This is a genomic window from Sulfurimonas hongkongensis, assembly GCF_000445475.1.
GTDB classification, from domain to species: Bacteria; Campylobacterota; Campylobacteria; order Campylobacterales; family Sulfurimonadaceae; genus Sulfurimonas; species Sulfurimonas hongkongensis.
Genome location: NZ_AUPZ01000007.1, coordinates 55,207 through 73,388, shown reverse-complemented (window position 1 = coordinate 73,388; position 18,182 = coordinate 55,207). Strand labels below are relative to the sequence as shown.

Here is an 18,182-nt window from a genome sequence, read left to right as displayed (position 1 = left end):
CTTAGAAGTTTTGTACAAGAAGTGGTTTTCACAGACTAAAATCAGAATTTAAAAAAATTCTGATTTTATACAATATGTTGTGAATCAAGGAGATATTAAAAAGTCTCATTTAGAATTATACCCATGGAGTTTGGCACATTTTGTCATATGAGAAATTAAAACGGTGCTTTTAAAAATACTAAGCAATAGTATCCTTCGCGATAAGTTTCCTCTTGTTCCATGCCCCATGCTCTGCGTGGGAGTTTATATATATAACTCTAACTTAGATGTATATGAGTTCCAACGCAGAGTGTAGGAACTTAGATGCTTGCGAGGTTAAAACCTTGGTTTCTAAGATGTTGCCTATCTAGTTTAAGACTATTTTATACCCTATGCCATACTCATTTTGAATAAGATTTTCTGGCAATTTCGCTCTTAGGCGTTTTATAAAAGATGTGACTGCGTACTCTGAGAACTCTTTGTCTGAATCTTTATAGATGTGATAAAAAATACTCTCAGCCGTAAAAGCGTGATTTGCTTTTGAGCAGAGTAATTTAAAGAGCATAATCTCCTTTTCTTTTAAAGATATCTGTTTTTCGGAGTTCCAAAGAGTGTAAGATGATTTATCCCAAAAGATATTGTTGCTAAGATAGATTCTTTTTTTTGAACTTCTAAGTTTTTCTACAAGTTCAAACAACCGCTCTTTAAGTTTTAATGAGTTGATGGGTTTAATAAGATAAGTTACAAGTTTTAACTCTATTGCTTTTAATAATTTTTCCTCTTCTGAGTGAGCACTTATGATAATAATCTCTGTCTCTTCGTCTCTGTCTCTTATACGTTTTACCATCTCTAAGCCGTTTAGATTTGGCATATTTATATCACTTATTATTATATCTGGTTTTTTCTCTAAGTACTGCAAATAGCCATCATGCCCACACTTAGCCACATAAACCTTTTTAAAAAAGATACTAAGATACTCCTGTAAATACTCTCTTAATTGTGTCTCATCCTCAACTATAAGAATAGAAATATCTTCAATAATTTCATCAGTTTTCATTTTTCATCCTTATGATAAAAGTTGCACCTTTTTGATTGTTTTTAACACTCAAGGAGCCATTCATATTGTTCTCTATAATAGTCTTTGCTATATGCAGACCAAGACCAGTCCCTAAGGATTGATGCTTTGTTGTAAAGTATGGATTGAATATTTTGGGTAAAATATCTGCTTCTATCCCCCCTGCATCATCGCTAATAGTGACTACGGCATCCAAACCCTCTCTTTGCATCTTTATATCTACATTTACAAAAGGGAGTGACCTTATGTTTTTAATATCATAGATATTTGAGAGTATGGAGACTATCACCTGCACAAACTCATTTATATGCCCTTTTGTGCCTAGCTCCTCATCTATTGTTGTTTTAACTTTTATTTGATGATTTAGTGGAGTATAGTTTGTAATTTTTAAAGCTCTTTGCAGGGCTTCGTTTATATTAAAAATGCTCCTGTCTTTATTTGGTTTGTAGTAGTTCATAAAGTCCTCTATAGTATCAGACATATACTCTACCTTTTCTTCCATAGTCTCTATTTTTTGTTCTATTTCACCATTTTTGAGCACTTTAGCACTGTTTTTTTCTTTTAAGATGGCTAAAATTGTGCTTATTATGGCTAGTGGTTGTCTCCATTGATGAGCAATATTACCTATCATTTCACCCATCTCAGCTCTTTTTGACTGCTCAAAGAGCTGTCTATCTCTCTCTTTTATAGTCTCTTTTTTCTCTTTTAGTTCGTTAATAGTATCTAGTAGCTCTTGGTTGTAATTAGCATCTATATATATCCCACACTCTAGATTTTTCATATCTTCAATTAGCTTTTTTATATATTGTTTTTTTATAATAGATCCATGTTGTGGAGCAATAAGTTCGAGATCTAGTTTTTCAATCTTTTGTAGTGCAAAGTTAAATATATCTTTACTCGGCATATACTCTTGATGGAACTGTTTTGCTTTGGCAAAGTATGTCTCATCTGCATAAAACTCCCATGATTTCTCAATGCCTCCAAAGATGTCGCCTGAAAAAAGCGTCTTAGTCTCTGGCTCATAACTCACAAATGCTCCTGGTGCGTGGCAATATGGTGTAGTATAAAATTCAAGAGTAAACCCACTTAAAGTGATGAGTCTGTTTTCATTTTTATCTATCTCATAATAATCTGAGCTTACAAGATAGTGTTTTATCAAAAGAGCTGTTCTTGAGTGTGTAACTATAAGTAAATCATCTCTATCTATAAGCTTTTCTATCTCAGGAACTGCAGCTGCTAAGTCTGGGTCTTGATGATGCAGTATTATGTATTTTATGCTACTTATATCAGCTATGCTTTTTACTTTTCTAACAGTCTCTTCAAACTCTAGCATGGATCCCGGATCTACTAAAATAGACTCGTTGCCATTTTCTATGAAATATGGATGGCATTGAAATGGGTCATCCTGTAGATACATTCCAACCCAGTAGATATTTTTGGCTATCTCTATAGCATCTTTATAGTTATGCTTAGTCATTACCCTCAAACCATTTAAGTTGATCTCTAAGTTCTACAACTCTTCCAACTACGATAAGTGCTGGAGTCGGCACATCTTTAGACTTCTTGACTATATTTTCTAGTGTTCCTACAACAACCACTTGGTCTTTTGTTGTTCCTTTTGAGATGACCGCCACAGGATAATTTGGGGCCTTTCCAAGCTCAATGAGTTTTTTAGATATCCTAGGAAGATTATGTAGCCCCATTAAAAAGACAATAGTATCATCAGATTTAAAGTTTTCCCACGGTATTTGAGAGACTTTTTTGTTTGGAGATTCATGTCCAGTTACCACTCTAAAACTAACTGATACACCTCGATGAGTAACTGGAATACCAGCATATGCAGGTGCCGATATAGCAGAAGTAATGCCAGGAATGACATCAAATTTTATACCTTTTTCAAGCAAATAAAGAGCCTCTTCTCCACCACGTCCAAATACAAATGGATCACCACCTTTTAGGCGAACTACACATTTGTGCTTTAGAGCGTTTTGGTAGATTACCTCGTTTATATCATCTTGAGGCATTATATGTCTGCCATCTTCTTTACCAACATACACAAATTCACAGCCACTCTTTGCTTCTTCTAATATGTCTGGATTTGCCAGCCTATCATAGATTATAACATCGGCTTCTTTGATAACTCTAAGTGCTTTTATAGTTAAAAGTTCTATATCGCCAGGACCAGCGCCAGTTAGATAGACTCTGCTCATTATCTGTCTTCCTCATAAATAAATATACCTGATGGTTTTTTTATTTGAAATATTTCACGACTTAGGTACCATAAATCAGTATTTAATACAGCTACTTTATTTGTATCATTTACAGATACATACAGTTTTGGTCTGATGTTTGACCATCTAACATGTAAAACCTTTCCATCAAACTCAAATCTTTTAATAACTTCTAAAGTCTTAGTATCTATGATTTGAAGTACAGGGAATTTATCTCCGCTAAATGTTACAGCTAAGTATTTTTTATCTGGTGAGAGAGCAGTAAATACTGGCAAACCCTCAGTCTCTATAACTTTTTCAAACTTAAAGTCAGGTGTATATACTAAGACTTTGTTGTTTCCAACCGCTGGGATAAAGACATGCCCACCACCAATACTCCAAAAACCAAAGTGAGGCACTTTAAGTACAGGTTTTCTATCATCTAAAAGTATTTTTATCTTAGAGTACTTCATAGTATCAAGATCTACAACTCCAAAGTGATCACTTTGAAAAAAACCAGTTATGAAGTTGTTGTCTTTTATCATAGCATCAAAAGGCATCACTCCTACATCTTCAAACTCTTTGTAGATTTCAAAATGAGGAACTCCTTTGCCCTCATTTTTATCTCTTAGGACTGTTATTTTGTCATTGTTCATTTGTGAGAAGATGAGATAGTTTTTATACTGCTTTATACCAACATTTTTTGATCCTGTCTCAAAAGATTGCAGAGGATTTAGATCTCTATCTAAGATATCTACACTTTTTTTAGCGTAGTTTGCAACAGCAAGAAAGTTTTTTGCCACTGTAAAGCCAATAGCACTGTCGCTTGTTTTTTTCTCTTTTAGTATAGCTTCTTCTTCTGGATCAAACTTTATAACATAACCATCACGTGAGATTATGTAGCCGTCCTTATCGTAAAACTTTACAACACCGTGATTCATGTTGTGAACACCTTTTATATGAGACTTTGTCAAACCCTTTTCTATAACCGCCAAAGAGCTATCTTCTCTCTCAACTACAAAGATTTTTTCTTCCTTATCTAGCATTCTTAAAATTGGATTTACACCCTTTGCCTCTAGACTTAAAAACATAGATGCAAGGACTATTGCACCAAGTAGTATTTTATTAAACTTCATCTCTTTGTCTCTCCCTTTTGGTTAAGTAGCATGATGGATCTTCGCTCCACAAATCCCCAGTTATAGCGTAAGCACGAGCACGAGAGCCTCCGTTACAGATGTCAATCTGCTCACAATCACTACAGATACCACTCACTTCTCTTGGGTGCAATCTTAGTTTGTCAAGCAGCTCTCCACTTTGCCAAATCTCGCCAAAGTCTTGTTTTATAACATTACCAATAGTTATTGGAAAAAATGGGTCGGGTCTTACATCTCCCTCGCTATTTATGTTTAGTAGTTTTCTACCAGCTGAGTTTCCACCCCACGAAGTGAGTCTACTTCTCATAGTATCCTTTAGGTGTGGATATCTTGATGCAAACTCATTTAAAAAAAGTATGGCATCTTGTTCCATATTACCTGTTACTATCTCGATATCTCTGCCATTTTCATAATATTCAAAGGCTTTTTTTAGGATATACTCAACCGACTCTCTTCTTTGCTCTTTTGTGAGATCCATCTTAAGATTATCAAGTCCTCTTCCAGAATATACAAGATGTGAAATATATATTTTAGGTATATTTTCTTTTTCTACCAAATCAAAAATATATTCTAAAGAATTAACAGTATCTTTTGTGATAGTAAAGCGAATACCCACTTTAGCACCTGTAGAGTTAGCAAGTTGTACAGCTTTAAGTGTCTCTCTAAATGCACCTTTTAGACCACGGAAGTAATCATGAGTGGGCTCATCTCCATCTATACTTACCCCAACATAATTAAATGTATCTACTATACGTCCAATATTACCCTTTGTAAAATATAAACCATTACTAGATAAGTAAGTTATAATGCCGTTTTCCTTGCAAAAATCAGCTATTTCAAAGAGATCTTTTCTAGTTAACGGTTCTCCTCCTGAGAATATGATGAACTTTACACCATTTTCCTTCATCTCTAAGATGGTTTTTTTTATCTGCGAGGTTGTAAGCGTATCCACTTCGTCAAGAGTTGATTTTGAATAGCAGTGCATGCAAGATAAGTTACAGCGATTTGTAAAGTTCCAAATAGCTATAGAGCCATCTAAGACTCTCTCCTTTTTGCCCTCAACCACCGAAGATATTAGGTTTGATAATCTAAACATTATTTGCCCTTTTGTAAGAGAACGTAGTCTACTACCGCATCTCTTTCTTTGTCATTTAAGTTAAACTCAGTCATTACACTTCTTTTATAACCAAAAGCTTCATACATTGCCTTTGGGTCGATTATATAAGCTGCAATTTCATCTCTTGTTCGCTTAGCTGCAATTTCTGAAAATGGAGGTCCAAAGGCTTCAGCAGTCTCATGATGGCATCCCCAACAGTAGGTTTTAAATACTTCTTTTCCATCTATATTATTAGAGTATAAAAAAGCAGATAAAGAGAGTATTAGCACTATATATTTTTTCATGTCACATCTTTCATATTTATGTTTTATTTTACCAAAGCAAAGCTTGATTTAATGTTTATGCAAATTTGAATTTTGTCACTATTTGCACATATTAGAATAGCTATTTATTACAAAAAAGTAGTTGATTTTAGTCAAGTTTGTCGTTTTTTGTGAAGTTTGAGGGGGCTTCTCCCCAAAAGGAGAGAAGCTTATAGTGTAGGTGCTAATTATGCACCTGGGATAGTTTGTCTATGTTCGATAGAGTAAGTAAAAGTAGGAGTTGTTAAACCAGTGATGTATTTAACAAATTTACCTGTTTTAGCTTCATATATACCGATACGACCCGCATTCCACTCAGAAATCATAGTCCAGTGACCGTGATTAGCTGGTTCAGCGTGTAAGATTCTAGGAGTGACAGCTTTGCCATCTTTATCTTTAACAGTTGGAACTTTCCATTTATATAAAACTTTGTGTGTAACTGGATCTATAACCGTACCTTGAGTTTTACCAACAGTAAGGATTCTATCTACCTCAAGAGTTTGTTTATTAATCAAGTGAACTTTATTCCAGTTAGCCTCTCCACCAAGTACATTATCTGCCCAAAGAAAAGGAGTATGCTCACTTGTTCCGATAAATAGACCACCACCACCTATTGGAATTTGACGAATAACATCAAAGTTATCATCCCAAATAGTTACTTGACCTAAGTTCATATTAACAGTAGCACCAAGTTGTTGACCTAGTTGCTCATTGTACCAAGAAGAACCTTGACCTGGGTGTGGCTTAGAAGCTGGACCAGTATAGATTTTAGTTACAAGTGACTTAGTTTTAAAGTCAACAACACCAACTACATCAGAACCTTGAGAAGCGATAAATAAGTATCTACCAATCTCTTTACCTTCATTTAAGAAACCATCGTGAAGAATGTCACCAATATTTGGAATATCACCAACGATTGGGAAGTTTGGTTTAGAATAATCTACGATATAAACATGTCCACCATCTTTAAGTGCAAAAGCTATATAAGGACCGTATGGAGTATCAAAAACACCTGCAACACGAGATGAATCGATGTCACCATTTGGTTTAATTACACTAGAAGTTGGATAAACTTTCAGTGGCTCTAATGTCATCGCATCCATAAGTACAGCACCGCCTGGAACATAGTTACCAGCCATTAGATACTTACCATCTGGAGAAACTGCAAGACCACGAGAGTCAGAACCAACTTGAGTTTGAGCAATTTTTTGTTGGCCCGGAGTATTTAGGTCAAACATTGTTACTAAACCTGAACGAGAGATAGAGTAAGCATAGCGAGGTTGACGCTTATTTGTAACTGTTACGTGAACAGCAAAACCAGCTGGGTGTTTAGATAGAACTTTACCAGAAGTACCATCAACAAATGCAACACGCTCAGCATCTCTTTCAGTTACGAAACAGATATCTGTGTTTTTCTTAACATCTGCAGCATTTGGATATTTTTTGTAAAATTTCATTCTGTCATTTAAAGGTTTCCAACCAGCTTTTACAGTTTCAAGTGTAAGTTGCTTGATTTTTTTACCTTTAAAGTGTTGAAGGTAATCAACCATTGCATCAGCATCAGATTTAGAAAATTTTTGTTTAAATGGAGGCATTGCTGTACCAGCTTTACCATTTAAGATAACTGCAGCAAGCTCATAAGAGTTTTTCTTACCAATAACTGCTGGACGTAAGTCAGAACCAACACCACCCTCATGATTTGGACCGTGACAACCTTGACACTCTTTTTCAAATACTGCTTCAACATCCATTTTAGATGTATCTGCTAATAGACCTGAACTAACAACTGCTAATGCAGCAACTGATGTAACTAATTTATTTAATCTCATTTTATTCTTCCTCCTAAAATTAAGACACATACAGGCCCGAAGGCCCGCAGATTTTTATTTACTTTCGTTCTCTAAACGAGTTTTTTCTTGCCTATAAATCCAAAACATTGGAAGTATAATAATAGTGTGAAGAAAAAGCGTAAGAGTTAATGGTCCTTGGTTAATCCAAGCAAAAAAGCTTGGTACAACATCTGACATTGGTTCAAACATAGTATTCTCCTTATCTTTCGTGAATTTGACTTTTGCCAATTGACAATAAGTCTTTTGCTAAGAAAAGGAAACCTGTGAATGTAACAACACCCATAATTAGTCTCCAATCCATCGCCTGTGCAAACCATAAACCGCTTTGGCCATCAAAGTATCCTGCCCATGTAGCACCCATTTGTGCACGAGAGACTAGAACTTGAACATATCCAGCAACGGTAAGGGCTACGGTCATCCCCATGACACCACCTGCGATCATACTAACAGCCCAGATAGAAGACTTAGTACTTTTCATAACTTTAATACCGTTTGTTCCCTGAACTGCAATATACATCATACCTATTAGTATCGTAGCATAAGCACCAAAAAACGCTAAGTGACCGTGTGCTGAAGTAAACTGTGTACCATGAGTATAAAGGTTTACTTGTGGTAATGTATGGAAAAATCCCCATATACCTGCACCTAAGAAGTTACCAAAAGCATTTAAAACAAACCAAGTAAATGCTGGTTTATTGTTAATAACTGAGAGCTTTTGCCCGGTTGCATCTTGCCCACCTTGAGTTTTACCCCAGTCATAAAGAACGTGGATAAACATAGCTACAAGCGGCAATGGCTCTAGTGCACTAAATAGTGCTCCAATTTCCCACCAGTACTCAGGTGTACCAATCCAGAAGTAGTGGTGACCCATACCAAGGATACCTGAACCAAATAGCATAGCTACTTCGATCCATAACCACATTTCAACAACTTTACGATGTGCGCCAATCATAGTGATAAGACCATAAGCAGCCAATGCACCAACATAAACTTCCCAAGTAGCTTCAACCCATAAGTGAATTACCCACCACCACCAGTATTGATCAACTGTGATGTTATCAGTAAAAAACATACCTGTTAAGTAAAGGCCAGCAAAAGCAATCATATCAGCCATTAAAACTGTAACAATTCCTGAACGCTTACCTGTCATACCTGTCATAAAAAGGTTTGCAACAAACCCTAAAGCCACAACAACTATACCGATATCTGCCCAACGAGGAGCTTCGATATACTCACGACCTTCATGTATAAACCAGATCGATGTTTCATCTGCAGGTCCTACTTGTACAAATATATATACAAGAATAACTATAACGATAGCCGCTACAAATACCCAGTAAAGTAGTTTACCGACCTTAATACCAATAGTCTCAATACCTGTCTCATCTGGTAGTAACCAGTAAACAGCACCAAACATTGCAAATACCATCCATACAACTAGCGCATTAATGTGTAACATTCTAGCAACTGAAAAGTCAAGAATTTCAAAAAGAAAACCTGGCATAACATACTGAATAGCTGCAACTAAACCAAATAATAATTGTGCACCAAAGATAATTGCAGCAAAAGCGAAATACCATGTTGCTAATTGTTTTGATTCACTTCCAATACCTGTTAAGTGATTACTTGCCATGTACTGCTCCTCTTATTTTTCCAAAGTTTCTTGGAAAACCATTTGTATCAATAGTTGACATATGTTTCAAGAAAGCAACTAAGCCTTTAGCCTCTTCTGCTGTAATACCAAGATCTGGCATCATTCTAGCATGAGTTGGATAAGTTGAAGGATGCTGTAAGAACTCAGCCATAGCCTCTTCTTTTGTATCTTTGCCTGTCATTGCCATCATTGTTCCATCTTCCCAAGCTGGGTCTAACCATGCTTTAGTTAAATCTGGTGCATAGTAAGCGCCATTACCAAGAAGTGTATGACAGTTCATACAGTTTTTAGTTTGAGAGCCGAGTTTACCTAGGTGAAGTAACTCTCTTGCTTCTTCTTCAGACCAGTCATCTCTTCCAAAGAACTTTTCTTTTTCTTGAAATAGAGACATCCCTTTACCATCATTGCCACCAATGATTGGCACTTCATGTCCACGTTTAGCACTCATTTCATAAGTGATTTTATAATTAATAACCGTTGGTCCTGGAACCCTCTTAGTTACGCCGTTTTGTATATCTTCGTCTGTACCCATTGAAATTTGAGCTGATGTATCAAATGTTAGCCAAATCAATAGTACTGCTGCGAATCCTGTAACCCAAGCTGCTGATCGTTGCCAGAAACGATTATCGCTCCATACGGATACTTTATTAGCCACTGTGCCCTCCTATAAATTGTTGTTGACATATATAGCAGTAAATCAATGTTCATTCTCTTCATGAACTTGATGCTGCATAAAATAGACTGCGTGTGGAAGTAATAACAATCCAATTGCAGCAACCACTAAAGCCTTTGCTGTAAATTCACCTACATGCATTAAACTTCCCATCAAATACAAACAATAGGCAGTTAACATCCAAAATGAATATGCTAAGAACATAGTCCAGTTTTTAAGTAAATTAACTTTTACAGCGGTATATATACCAACATAGAATCCTCCAAATACTAAAACAAGAGCAGAAGATACAAAGATAGTTAAAAAATCACCTAGAGCTATATCCTGTCTCATAACCACTTCTTCTATCATTGTATCTCCTTTTGTAATTGTTGTAATTTTTCAGAATCAAAGGTAGTTTAGTGCTATTTATATTAAAAATGATTGACATAAATCAATTTGATTGATTAATTTAAAATTTAAGGAAAGTTTTATATTTAATGTTACTTTGTGAAACATTAATGGTTTGAACATTAAAAATAATTATATTATAAGTAATGTAAAATAGAAGATAAAGTTATAGTAAAAACTATGGTTGTAATGATAACAATCTTTCTTTTTAGTCCCTCTTCAATATTGTGCTTTTTTTCTAAAAAATCCCCTAATAGAAGACCTGGATAGACTCCAAAGAGGAGCATAGGAACCGCCATAACCAATACAATGACAACATCTAAAATCATAATTTACCTTATCTGATACGTAGTTTAAAATCTTGACTTACATCAATTTCTTTTTAAGATTGTTATTATATCATTGATTGGTTAAATTTCTTTGTAAAGTTTTATATTTTATTAAGAAAATTAAAAAAAGGATCATAAAATGAACAAAATCTTAAACTTGGCTTTAATCTCTACTCTCGCTCTTGTTCTATCAGCTGGCTGTACTTCAAAAAAAATGGGTGCTCAAATAGATGAGACTGACGAGTCTACAGTTAAAACAGCTATATATATAGGCAACTTAAGCAATGAAAAAGCAATTGAAGCGGTTAAAGAAGCTGCAAAAAAGACTAATTGGAGAGTAACTGAGTTTAAAAGTAACGCTGTAATTGTTGAAAAAGCTGTTAATGGCGAAACAATCTCTAGAACTATTAAAGTTTACAACAAGCACATTTCAGGTGATGATGAGGCTTCAGGGGACGAGCTAAAAGAGCTCAGAAAAGCAATTGTTGAAGAGCTACAAAAGTAAAAAAGCTTCTTCCTGTTAAGTTACTTACACTCCTCCAAATAGCTATTTAGCTCATTTGGAGTGATCTCTCCTCTAATTGGTTTACATACAAAAAGTTCTCTATTGTCTAAAAAAAATAGTGATGGATATTGGAGTGTATATAGCATCTCTATGGGGTAACTACTTCTTTGGTCTTTAGTAATTAACACTGCAATATACTCTCTGTTTATTTTTTCTATATATGGCTGATTTATGAAGGTTGTTTTAATAGTTTCTATACACCCTTTACACTCTTTTTTTATAAGCAATACCATAAGTTTTTTATTCTGTTTAATAGCCTGATGATGGGCTTTGTCAAAGTCATTCAGCCATCTAACATGATCTGCTTGAAGAGTAGTGATAAATAGTGGCAATAGAAGTAAAAACTTTATACTATTTCTCAAAACTCTTCTCTATTTTTTCGACTAAAACCACATCAGGATTTGGCAACTGTGGATAGGCTCTTTTTACTGCATCAGTCACCCACTGTGGGTAGATTCTAAAGTTTAGTTTTACAACTACTTTTAGAGGATATTTTAGATTTTTTGCATCAGCTATCTTGTAGGACTCTACTCGTCTCTCTCCTGCTGGGATTCTAGTGTCACTTAAGAGTTTTTTATATCTCCAAAACAAAAGTCCAACAGGTTTAGAGTTTTCATCTCCAAATACTTTCATAAAAGGTCTTGCATCCTCTCCTAGGTTTCCATCTTCTTGGAGCTTTCCGCTACTAAAGACTACCCTATCTTTTGCATCTGTTATGGTAATATCAAGCCAAAGCTCTCTAAAATCAGATACTCCAGTTGGCAAGTGATGTCCAGCTCCAACATTTTTAACGCCAACTGAGATATTTGTATCTTTTATATCAACATCAAGCTTTGCGGATGTACGAAGGAGTTGCAGGGTTTGGTCTTCATGTTCTTTGCTTTTTAGTCCAGATAAAAAGTGGTTTGAACCTGAGAAGTAGTGAACTTTTATATCATCTTTTATAACTCCGCCATCTGTTGATCGACCTTTAAGAGGTGCGAACTCTCCATCTTTTAAGTAAGTCATATGACAATCTATACAATCTTTATGTTTAGTTGGATCATCAGGGTTATTATAAGGCGAGTCTTGCCACTCTTTAAAGGTAGAGACTACTGCTCTTTTTGACTCATCTGGCAAAAATTCATCGTGACAAGATGCACAATAAGAGCTTTTTTTATAGAGTTTATTTGAGTAGCTATCTTTATGAACTTTTGGATTTGAATTTATAAACTTCTCACTTAGCCACGCCTCAACCCCTGAGCTACTATCTTCAAAGGCGTACTTTTTTCTATCTCTAATTTTAAGAGCATAAGCACTATTTCCCTTTGAGTCGGCCTCTGTAATTCTATGACAAGCAACACATGAAACGCCTTGTTCAAGTCTTGAATTGCCATGAGCTTTAAAGTCATCTAAAAGCCTTTTTGAACCACTCTCAAACAAAATATTTGGCATCAAATTTCCATCCATCTCATGTGTAGTTCTTTTTTGCTCAGTTGTAACTGCACTAGGATTATGACAACCCATGCACCACTGTCTAAACTCATCCCCCATATCTGCACCAGCTAAATTTTCCATCACCATATAGTAAGGATTTGTTCCAACTAAATGGCGATGGTTTGAATCAGCCCACTGATTAAATATCTCTTCATGGCAGCTTTTACACTTTGCAGATGATGTCCAGTCTTCATTATGATATCTATCAACACCCTCTTCAATTTTGATATTTGTTAGCTTCTCTTGTGCGTATGTACTATCTACAAAGGTCATACTTAGAGCAAAGAAAAGTACCACTAGAGGTTTTGTGTGAAGCCTTTTTCTCGCATGAGAGAACAAAAAGTACAAAAGAACAAAAGAGCCATAAAGATGGATATAAAAAGAGAGAGAACCTAAGACATCTTCTCCTCTGTTTCCGACAAAAAAGAGATAAAAGCCACTAAGTATGATAAAAAATAGTGTAATGCCTAGTAAAACTCCACTCACACTCTTTGCTTTTTTTACTATCATAAACTCATAAGTATGCATATTAACATAGGGTATAAGCAAGAAAACAGCGATAAGGATGGAGCCTATGATATGAGTAGCTTGCACAACTCTAAAATACTCCCAATCAAGATCAAAGATGCTGTATTGCAAAACTCCGCTTAAAAACATTATAATGATAAAGATTTTCATATATGAGCTTTTCATACTTCGCCCTTTTTTGATGGAATATCAAACTCAACAACACTGCCTTCTAAAGCTCTTAAAAACTCTACTATCTCATCTATCTGGGTATTTGTTAAGTTCATGCCAAGCTGATGTTTGCCCATCAGATGCACAGCTTCTCTAAGTTTTGCAACTCCTCCATTATGAAAATATGGGGAAGTTTTTGTGACATTTCTTAGCATTGGGACTCTAAAGAGTCTCTCTCCATCTTTGCCCATAAACCCGCCCTTGTTTTCAAAAGGAAAAGGGTGATACATCTTAGCATTGAAGTCAAAAGTAGCCACTTCTCTCCCTTTTTGAGACTCATTAAATGAGTTTGTAACATCTACTACTGAGTTATAGTCTCTTAATGGAAACTTCTGAATACTTTGCCCACCAACACTAACTCCAGTGTGACAACCCTTACATCCAAAGTTTAAAAAGTGCGCTAAACCTTTTTTGGCTTTTGTGCTCATAGCTTTATTATCTCCATCTAAAAACCTATCGTAGTCACCTCTAGTAATGAGAGTTTTAAGATAAGCAGCGATGGCATCTTCTATATTTTTAAAATCTAACTCACCATAGACCTCTTGAAATCTTTTAGCATAGTTTTCATCTTGACTTAACCTAGCAACTGCTTCATCTGCCGAGAGATTCATCTGTGATGCGTCTTTTATAGAGAGCCCAACCTGTTCTTCAACACTTTTAACGCTTCCATCCCAAGTTTGATACTTCGCTAAAGCTGCATTTAGAGTTGTAAGTGTATTTAAATGGAAAGGATTTTCTCTACCGCCATCTCCGATAGATGTCTCAAACCTATCAGTTGCACTCTGATCTGATAGATGGCAAACTACGCAGTCGGTTTTGTCATTTGCTTCAGAAATTAGTGCATCTATGAAGATGTTTTTATCTTTTAAATCTTTGCTTAGAACATGACAAGTGGCACAACTAATATCACTACTGTTTGAGAGCTTTTTTTCAAAGTACAAATCACGTCCAAGCTCAACTTTTTCTCTAAAAAGATCATCTTTGTCTATTTTTAAGAGTTTTAGAAGCTCTTCGTAGTTATTTGGCGTGCTCGACATATCTCGTGAGAGTGCGGCCTCTCTTAGTCCATCATCACTAAATATGCGTTTTTCTTTTGTAGGAAGAAGTAGAGATACGCTAAAAAGTAGAAGTACTATAAAAGCAAAAGCACCTATAAAAAATCTCATCTTAATATCCTATTGTTTTTTCTTGAAATAGTATACGATAAATGAAAAAAGAAAATATTGTTTCCTGTCAACATAAGAATTTCTTTTAGTATAAAAGATTGTTAATTAGATAGAGTTGAATTGTTTTTGAACATGCGTATTTTATTAATTACTTTTATTTGTTGTTCATTTAACCATTTATTCAGCACTACTTTTGAACTATCATTAAGTGTAAATAAAAATATTATTTCTACTTTTTGATCATATATTTTTCCCTCTTTTAAAAATGTACATGTTAGATTTATTGTTTTATCTTTTATCTTCATTGTAGCCTCTATAGTATCTTTTTTTTCTATTAAGTCCTTTAGAACACTAGCATTATCTATAAGTACTTTTAAAGAATTTTCAGAAATATCTACAATGTCGAGTGTAGTTTTTATCTTATGCAGATAAATCTCTATAGTCTGTTCATGGTTTAGTTCGTATCTAATGCGTTGGCGCTTATGATAGCCATCTTTTATGATTTTTGGATTAGATAAAAATATGAGCTTTTTATCATTATTTACTTTTTTGATTGCAGCTTGAAAAACCACACCGTCCTTTGTTTTAATAATCCAGGTAGTACCTATTGTCGAAGAGATTATTTGTTTATCTTCTATTTTTACTACAAGTAAATTTCTATAAGTTCTAAGTACAATATTTTCAGATATAAGTGGTACCCCTTTATAAAGTACAATGCCAATTACTTTAACATTACGCTTTTTATCAAAATACTCTAATATTTTTGAATCTTGATTTTCTTCGTTTAGCTCAGAAATAGAATCTTCTATCTCCTTCATAGTAATTTTACTCGCTTCTTTGAAGTTTATAAAGATATCTTCTAAAACCGATGTGTCTAGTTTTACAAATACTAGTATTTCATACTCTTCATATTTTTTGTGAGAAATTTGAATATATTTTTCTTTGTAGGAGAAAAAAGATTTATTTGAAAAAAAGGCAAGGAGTTCTTCACTAGAAGGGGGCAGATGTAACAGAGATGCTATGACATCAAGAGAGTTCTCTACATCAAGGTTTTGTAGTGTCAATATCTCCCGCAAATGGTTATTAATAAAGTATAAGTCATCATTTTTAAAGATCATAATGCCACATGGAAGTTGGTTATAAAGCTTTAAAAACTCTTTTAAAATATTTGCATCCATAAGAGTATTATAACAAAGTTTTATATCTAAATCACTGAAACTTATCACATGGCTTAACAATAAAGAAAAAAAATTATTTTTATTAAACATAAAATATAGGTAAAAATAGCTATAACTGATGATACTCTAAAGAGGAATAAAGATTTTACAAATATAATAGCTCCACTGCGAAGTATAAAGACGCAAATATAAAGCAATATAATATTTAATAATAGGAAGAGTGATGGATTTTTTCAAGTATATACATGCGGTAGGGACAGGGGTTAAAGGCAACAGAGATTTAAGTTTTGATGAGTCAAAAGATTTGATGAAGCAGATGCTAGATCGAAGTGTGCCAAACGAGCAGATAGCTGCTTTTCTTTTGGGTTGGAGGCTAAAACCTGAAACGACTACGGAGTTTAGAGGCGTTGTTGAGGCGAGCGAAGCTTATGTTAAAAAGAGCAGAGTTGAAAACTCTTTAGAGCTAGGTTATCCATTTGATGGAAAGGTTAATAACCCTTATATCTTTCCGCTTGTCGCAAAAGTCTTAGAAGACTCAAAACTAAACCTTATCCTTGTAGGAGACAAACTAACTCCAGCAAAAGGTGGCATCACTGTAAAGGATATCTGTACAAATATGCCTCTTAATAAAAACGCTTACTATTTTGATAGAGCCGAGTTCTTTAAAGAGATGAGTGATTTAACAGAGATTCGTATGAACTTAGGGCTTCGTACAGGACTAAATACTATAGAGAAACTTCCAAATGTAGCAGATAGCGAGTACGCAATAACAGGAGTTTTTCACAAACCTTTTGTTCAAAAATATGTAGAAATCTACTCAGACAAGTACAAAAGATTTGCACTCATTCAGGGAAATGAAGGAACCCCTGAACTTTTTAGCAAAGGAAGACTTTGGATTTGCAACAACAAAGATGTTGAAGAAATCATCGTAGACCCAGAACACTACGGTATCAACTACACAAAGTCATGGGATGCCATCACGCTCCAAGAGTCCTTGCAACAAATAGAGGACCCATCAGATGAGTTCATCAAACTTGCAAAACTAAATGCAGCGATCTACCTTTTTGTGGTGCAGAGAGCCTCAAGCATCGATGAGGGATGGGAGATGCTACAGTAGTATGGATAAATTCTCAAACCATATAAGAAATATTTTACATGGTTTTTTTCTAACTATCGGAACTACTATAGCTGAGCCTTCTACTATCTTGCCTCTCATCGTAAATCACTTTGGTGGAAGCTCTATGCTTGTTGGTTTTTTTGCAGCACTTTTACGTGGTGGAGCTGTTGTTGTTCAACTCTTTGCTGCATTTCAGGCTCAAAGCTACAAGCTTATGCTGCCATACATGAGGCGAGTTTTTGCTATTCGCTTTTTAGCATGGTTTTTTATCGGTTTGGCCATTATACTTTTTGGAGAAAATTATCCAAATCTTACACTTTTCTCCATAGGTATTGGTCTTTTTATCTTCTCTTTTAGTGCTGGCTTTGGGGCAATTTACTTCAAAGATATCACAGCTAAGATTTTCTCTCATAAATTCCGCGGAAAAACTATGGCTTATAGACAGTTCTTTAGTGGAGCTGGCGGGCTTCTTAGTGGTGCTTTAGCTGGTTGGATTATTCACGCCTTTGAAGCACCATATAGTTATGGATATCTCTTTATGATTAGCTCTTTTATTATGGGTTTGGGTTATATCGCATTTGGGACGATTGATGAGCCAGTAAAAGAAGAGGTAGCTAAAAGGGAGAACTCATTTAGGAGGTTTTTACACAACTCATGGCTTACTCTAAGAGGCGACAAAGATTTACAAATCCAGCTAAAAACCTTCTTTTTAGCCTATGCCTATCTTATAGCACTCCCTTTTATCATACTCGATGCTCAAACAAAGATAGAGCTTGATGGTGTGGCTATTGGTAGTTTGATAACCACTCAGATGGTAGGCGCTATGCTTAGTAATTTTTTATGGGGAAGACTTAGCGGAAAAGGAAAAAACAGACTAACTGCAAATCTCTCCATCATGATGCAGATAGTTGCCATTCTTATGGCTTTTGTAGCAGCTAGCATCTATGAATATGCTTTTATATTTTTTCTCATAGGTGCTGCACTTGATGGAAACCGCATCGCATCTGGAAACCTTATCCTCTCCATAGCACCTATGCATAAACGACCTACTTATGTAGCTATACAGATAAATATTGTCTCTTTTGGACTCTTTTTCTCCATACTTGGTGGGGCACTTTTACACTTTTTTGGTTATACAGTTTTATACAGCGTAGCATCTGCTATGCTTTGCCTATCGCTTTACTACTCTTTTAAGTTAAAAGATTAAGA

Annotated in this window: 19 protein-coding genes; 3 read left to right on the top strand and 16 right to left on the bottom strand. The window is 35.1% G+C overall.

Annotated elements, in window-relative coordinates; translation table 11 throughout:
* Positions 1-346: 346 nt before the first annotated feature.
* From M947_RS17575 to M947_RS17525, 12 genes are all read right to left on the bottom strand, one after another.
* On the bottom strand, positions 347-1,036 hold the full coding sequence (locus tag M947_RS17575; protein WP_021287404.1) for a response regulator transcription factor: 690 nt from the start codon (positions 1,034-1,036) through the stop codon (positions 347-349).
* Positions 1,026-2,531, bottom strand: a complete 1,506-nt coding sequence (locus tag M947_RS17570) for an oxygen-binding di-iron domain-containing protein (RefSeq protein ID WP_021287403.1) — start codon at positions 2,529-2,531, stop codon at positions 1,026-1,028. The genes M947_RS17575 and M947_RS17570 overlap by 11 nt, the downstream gene beginning before the upstream one ends.
* Complete coding sequence (gene cobA / locus M947_RS17565; RefSeq protein ID WP_021287402.1) at positions 2,524-3,264, bottom strand: uroporphyrinogen-III C-methyltransferase; 741 nt, start codon at positions 3,262-3,264, stop codon at positions 2,524-2,526. The genes M947_RS17570 and cobA overlap by 8 nt, the downstream gene beginning before the upstream one ends.
* On the bottom strand, positions 3,264-4,400 hold the full coding sequence (locus M947_RS17560; protein WP_021287401.1) for a cytochrome D1 domain-containing protein: 1,137 nt from the start codon (positions 4,398-4,400) through the stop codon (positions 3,264-3,266). The genes cobA and M947_RS17560 overlap by 1 nt, the downstream gene beginning before the upstream one ends.
* Positions 4,390-5,514, bottom strand: a complete 1,125-nt coding sequence (locus M947_RS17555; RefSeq protein ID WP_021287400.1) for a radical SAM/SPASM domain-containing protein — start codon at positions 5,512-5,514, stop codon at positions 4,390-4,392. Before M947_RS17555 ends, M947_RS17560 begins: the two co-directional genes overlap by 11 nt.
* Positions 5,514-5,819, bottom strand: a complete 306-nt coding sequence (locus M947_RS17550) for a c-type cytochrome (RefSeq protein WP_021287399.1) — start codon at positions 5,817-5,819, stop codon at positions 5,514-5,516. Before M947_RS17550 ends, M947_RS17555 begins: the two co-directional genes overlap by 1 nt.
* A gap of 206 nt (positions 5,820-6,025) precedes the next feature.
* The gene (locus tag M947_RS17545; RefSeq protein ID WP_021287398.1) at positions 6,026-7,666 is read right to left on the bottom strand and encodes a nitrite reductase; all 1,641 of its coding nucleotides are present in this window, start codon (positions 7,664-7,666) and stop codon (positions 6,026-6,028) included.
* A gap of 54 nt (positions 7,667-7,720) precedes the next feature.
* The gene (locus M947_RS23615) at positions 7,721-7,876 is read right to left on the bottom strand and encodes a hypothetical protein (protein WP_021287397.1); all 156 of its coding nucleotides are present in this window, start codon (positions 7,874-7,876) and stop codon (positions 7,721-7,723) included.
* A 10-nt stretch (positions 7,877-7,886) separates the two neighbouring features.
* Positions 7,887-9,320 (bottom strand): cbb3-type cytochrome c oxidase subunit I, encoded by a 1,434-nt coding sequence (locus tag M947_RS17540; protein ID WP_021287396.1) that lies wholly within the window; start codon positions 9,318-9,320, stop codon positions 7,887-7,889.
* The gene (locus M947_RS17535) at positions 9,310-9,996 is read right to left on the bottom strand and encodes a c-type cytochrome (RefSeq protein ID WP_021287395.1); all 687 of its coding nucleotides are present in this window, start codon (positions 9,994-9,996) and stop codon (positions 9,310-9,312) included. The genes M947_RS17540 and M947_RS17535 overlap by 11 nt, the downstream gene beginning before the upstream one ends.
* A 42-nt stretch (positions 9,997-10,038) precedes the next feature.
* Complete coding sequence (locus M947_RS17530; RefSeq protein ID WP_021287394.1) at positions 10,039-10,365, bottom strand: hypothetical protein; 327 nt, start codon at positions 10,363-10,365, stop codon at positions 10,039-10,041.
* 176 nt (positions 10,366-10,541) lie between these two features.
* Complete coding sequence (locus tag M947_RS17525; protein WP_021287393.1) at positions 10,542-10,733, bottom strand: hypothetical protein; 192 nt, start codon at positions 10,731-10,733, stop codon at positions 10,542-10,544.
* Positions 10,734-10,872: 139 nt separating this feature from the next.
* On the opposite strand from M947_RS17525, the gene M947_RS17520 reads away from it, so the two are divergent.
* Positions 10,873-11,238 carry a hypothetical protein gene (locus tag M947_RS17520; protein ID WP_021287392.1) on the top strand — a complete coding sequence of 122 codons (366 nt, stop codon included), beginning with the start codon at positions 10,873-10,875 and terminating at the stop codon, positions 11,236-11,238.
* 20 nt (positions 11,239-11,258) lie between these two features.
* On the opposite strand, the gene M947_RS17515 is transcribed toward M947_RS17520, so the two are convergent.
* The 4 genes from M947_RS17515 to M947_RS17500 form a co-directional block, all read right to left on the bottom strand.
* Entirely contained in the window at positions 11,259-11,660 is a 402-nt protein-coding gene (locus M947_RS17515; RefSeq protein WP_021287391.1) for a thioredoxin family protein, read from the bottom strand.
* Positions 11,650-13,467 carry a multiheme c-type cytochrome gene (locus tag M947_RS17510; RefSeq protein WP_021287390.1) on the bottom strand — a complete coding sequence of 606 codons (1,818 nt, stop codon included), beginning with the start codon at positions 13,465-13,467 and terminating at the stop codon, positions 11,650-11,652. The genes M947_RS17515 and M947_RS17510 overlap by 11 nt, the downstream gene beginning before the upstream one ends.
* Positions 13,464-14,678, bottom strand: coding sequence for a cytochrome-c peroxidase (locus tag M947_RS17505; RefSeq protein ID WP_021287389.1), 1,215 nt, complete (start codon positions 14,676-14,678; stop codon positions 13,464-13,466). Before M947_RS17505 ends, M947_RS17510 begins: the two co-directional genes overlap by 4 nt.
* Positions 14,679-14,779: 101 nt before the next feature.
* Positions 14,780-15,946 (bottom strand): hypothetical protein, encoded by a 1,167-nt coding sequence (locus tag M947_RS17500; RefSeq protein WP_021287388.1) that lies wholly within the window; start codon positions 15,944-15,946, stop codon positions 14,780-14,782.
* A 133-nt stretch (positions 15,947-16,079) separates the two neighbouring features.
* Here M947_RS17500 and M947_RS17495 point away from each other — a divergent pair, with 133 nt between their 5' ends.
* Both M947_RS17495 and M947_RS17490 read left to right on the top strand, forming a co-directional pair.
* Positions 16,080-16,973: a glycosyl transferase gene (locus tag M947_RS17495; protein ID WP_021287387.1), complete on the top strand. Its 894-nt coding sequence runs from the start codon at positions 16,080-16,082 to the stop codon at positions 16,971-16,973.
* Position 16,974: 1 nt separating this feature from the next.
* Complete coding sequence (locus M947_RS17490; protein ID WP_021287386.1) at positions 16,975-18,180, top strand: MFS transporter; 1,206 nt, start codon at positions 16,975-16,977, stop codon at positions 18,178-18,180.
* Positions 18,181-18,182: the final 2 nt, after the last annotated feature.

Bases quoted from the DNA above. Each gene is read 5' to 3' on its own strand.
- M947_RS17575 (WP_021287404.1), bottom strand. From the start codon at position 1,036: ATGAAAACTGATGAAATTATTGAAGATATTTCTATTCTTATAGTTGAG.
- M947_RS17540 (WP_021287396.1), bottom strand. From the start codon at position 9,320: ATGGCAAGTAATCACTTAACAGGTATTGGAAGTGAATCAAAACAATTA.
- M947_RS17490 (WP_021287386.1), top strand. From the start codon at position 16,975: ATGGATAAATTCTCAAACCATATAAGAAATATTTTACATGGTTTTTTT.
- M947_RS17560 (WP_021287401.1), bottom strand. From the start codon at position 4,400: ATGAAGTTTAATAAAATACTACTTGGTGCAATAGTCCTTGCATCTATG.
- M947_RS17545 (WP_021287398.1), bottom strand. From the start codon at position 7,666: ATGAGATTAAATAAATTAGTTACATCAGTTGCTGCATTAGCAGTTGTT.
- M947_RS17520 (WP_021287392.1), top strand. From the start codon at position 10,873: ATGAACAAAATCTTAAACTTGGCTTTAATCTCTACTCTCGCTCTTGTT.
- M947_RS17510 (WP_021287390.1), bottom strand. From the start codon at position 13,467: ATGAAAAGCTCATATATGAAAATCTTTATCATTATAATGTTTTTAAGC.
- cobA (WP_021287402.1), bottom strand. From the start codon at position 3,264: ATGAGCAGAGTCTATCTAACTGGCGCTGGTCCTGGCGATATAGAACTT.
- M947_RS17495 (WP_021287387.1), top strand. From the start codon at position 16,080: ATGGATTTTTTCAAGTATATACATGCGGTAGGGACAGGGGTTAAAGGC.
- M947_RS17530 (WP_021287394.1), bottom strand. From the start codon at position 10,365: ATGATAGAAGAAGTGGTTATGAGACAGGATATAGCTCTAGGTGATTTT.
- M947_RS17525 (WP_021287393.1), bottom strand. From the start codon at position 10,733: ATGATTTTAGATGTTGTCATTGTATTGGTTATGGCGGTTCCTATGCTC.
- M947_RS17550 (WP_021287399.1), bottom strand. From the start codon at position 5,819: ATGAAAAAATATATAGTGCTAATACTCTCTTTATCTGCTTTTTTATAC.
- M947_RS17505 (WP_021287389.1), bottom strand. From the start codon at position 14,678: ATGAGATTTTTTATAGGTGCTTTTGCTTTTATAGTACTTCTACTTTTT.
- M947_RS17555 (WP_021287400.1), bottom strand. From the start codon at position 5,514: ATGTTTAGATTATCAAACCTAATATCTTCGGTGGTTGAGGGCAAAAAG.
- M947_RS17570 (WP_021287403.1), bottom strand. From the start codon at position 2,531: ATGACTAAGCATAACTATAAAGATGCTATAGAGATAGCCAAAAATATC.
- M947_RS17500 (WP_021287388.1), bottom strand. From the start codon at position 15,946: ATGTTTAATAAAAATAATTTTTTTTCTTTATTGTTAAGCCATGTGATA.
- M947_RS23615 (WP_021287397.1), bottom strand. From the start codon at position 7,876: ATGTTTGAACCAATGTCAGATGTTGTACCAAGCTTTTTTGCTTGGATT.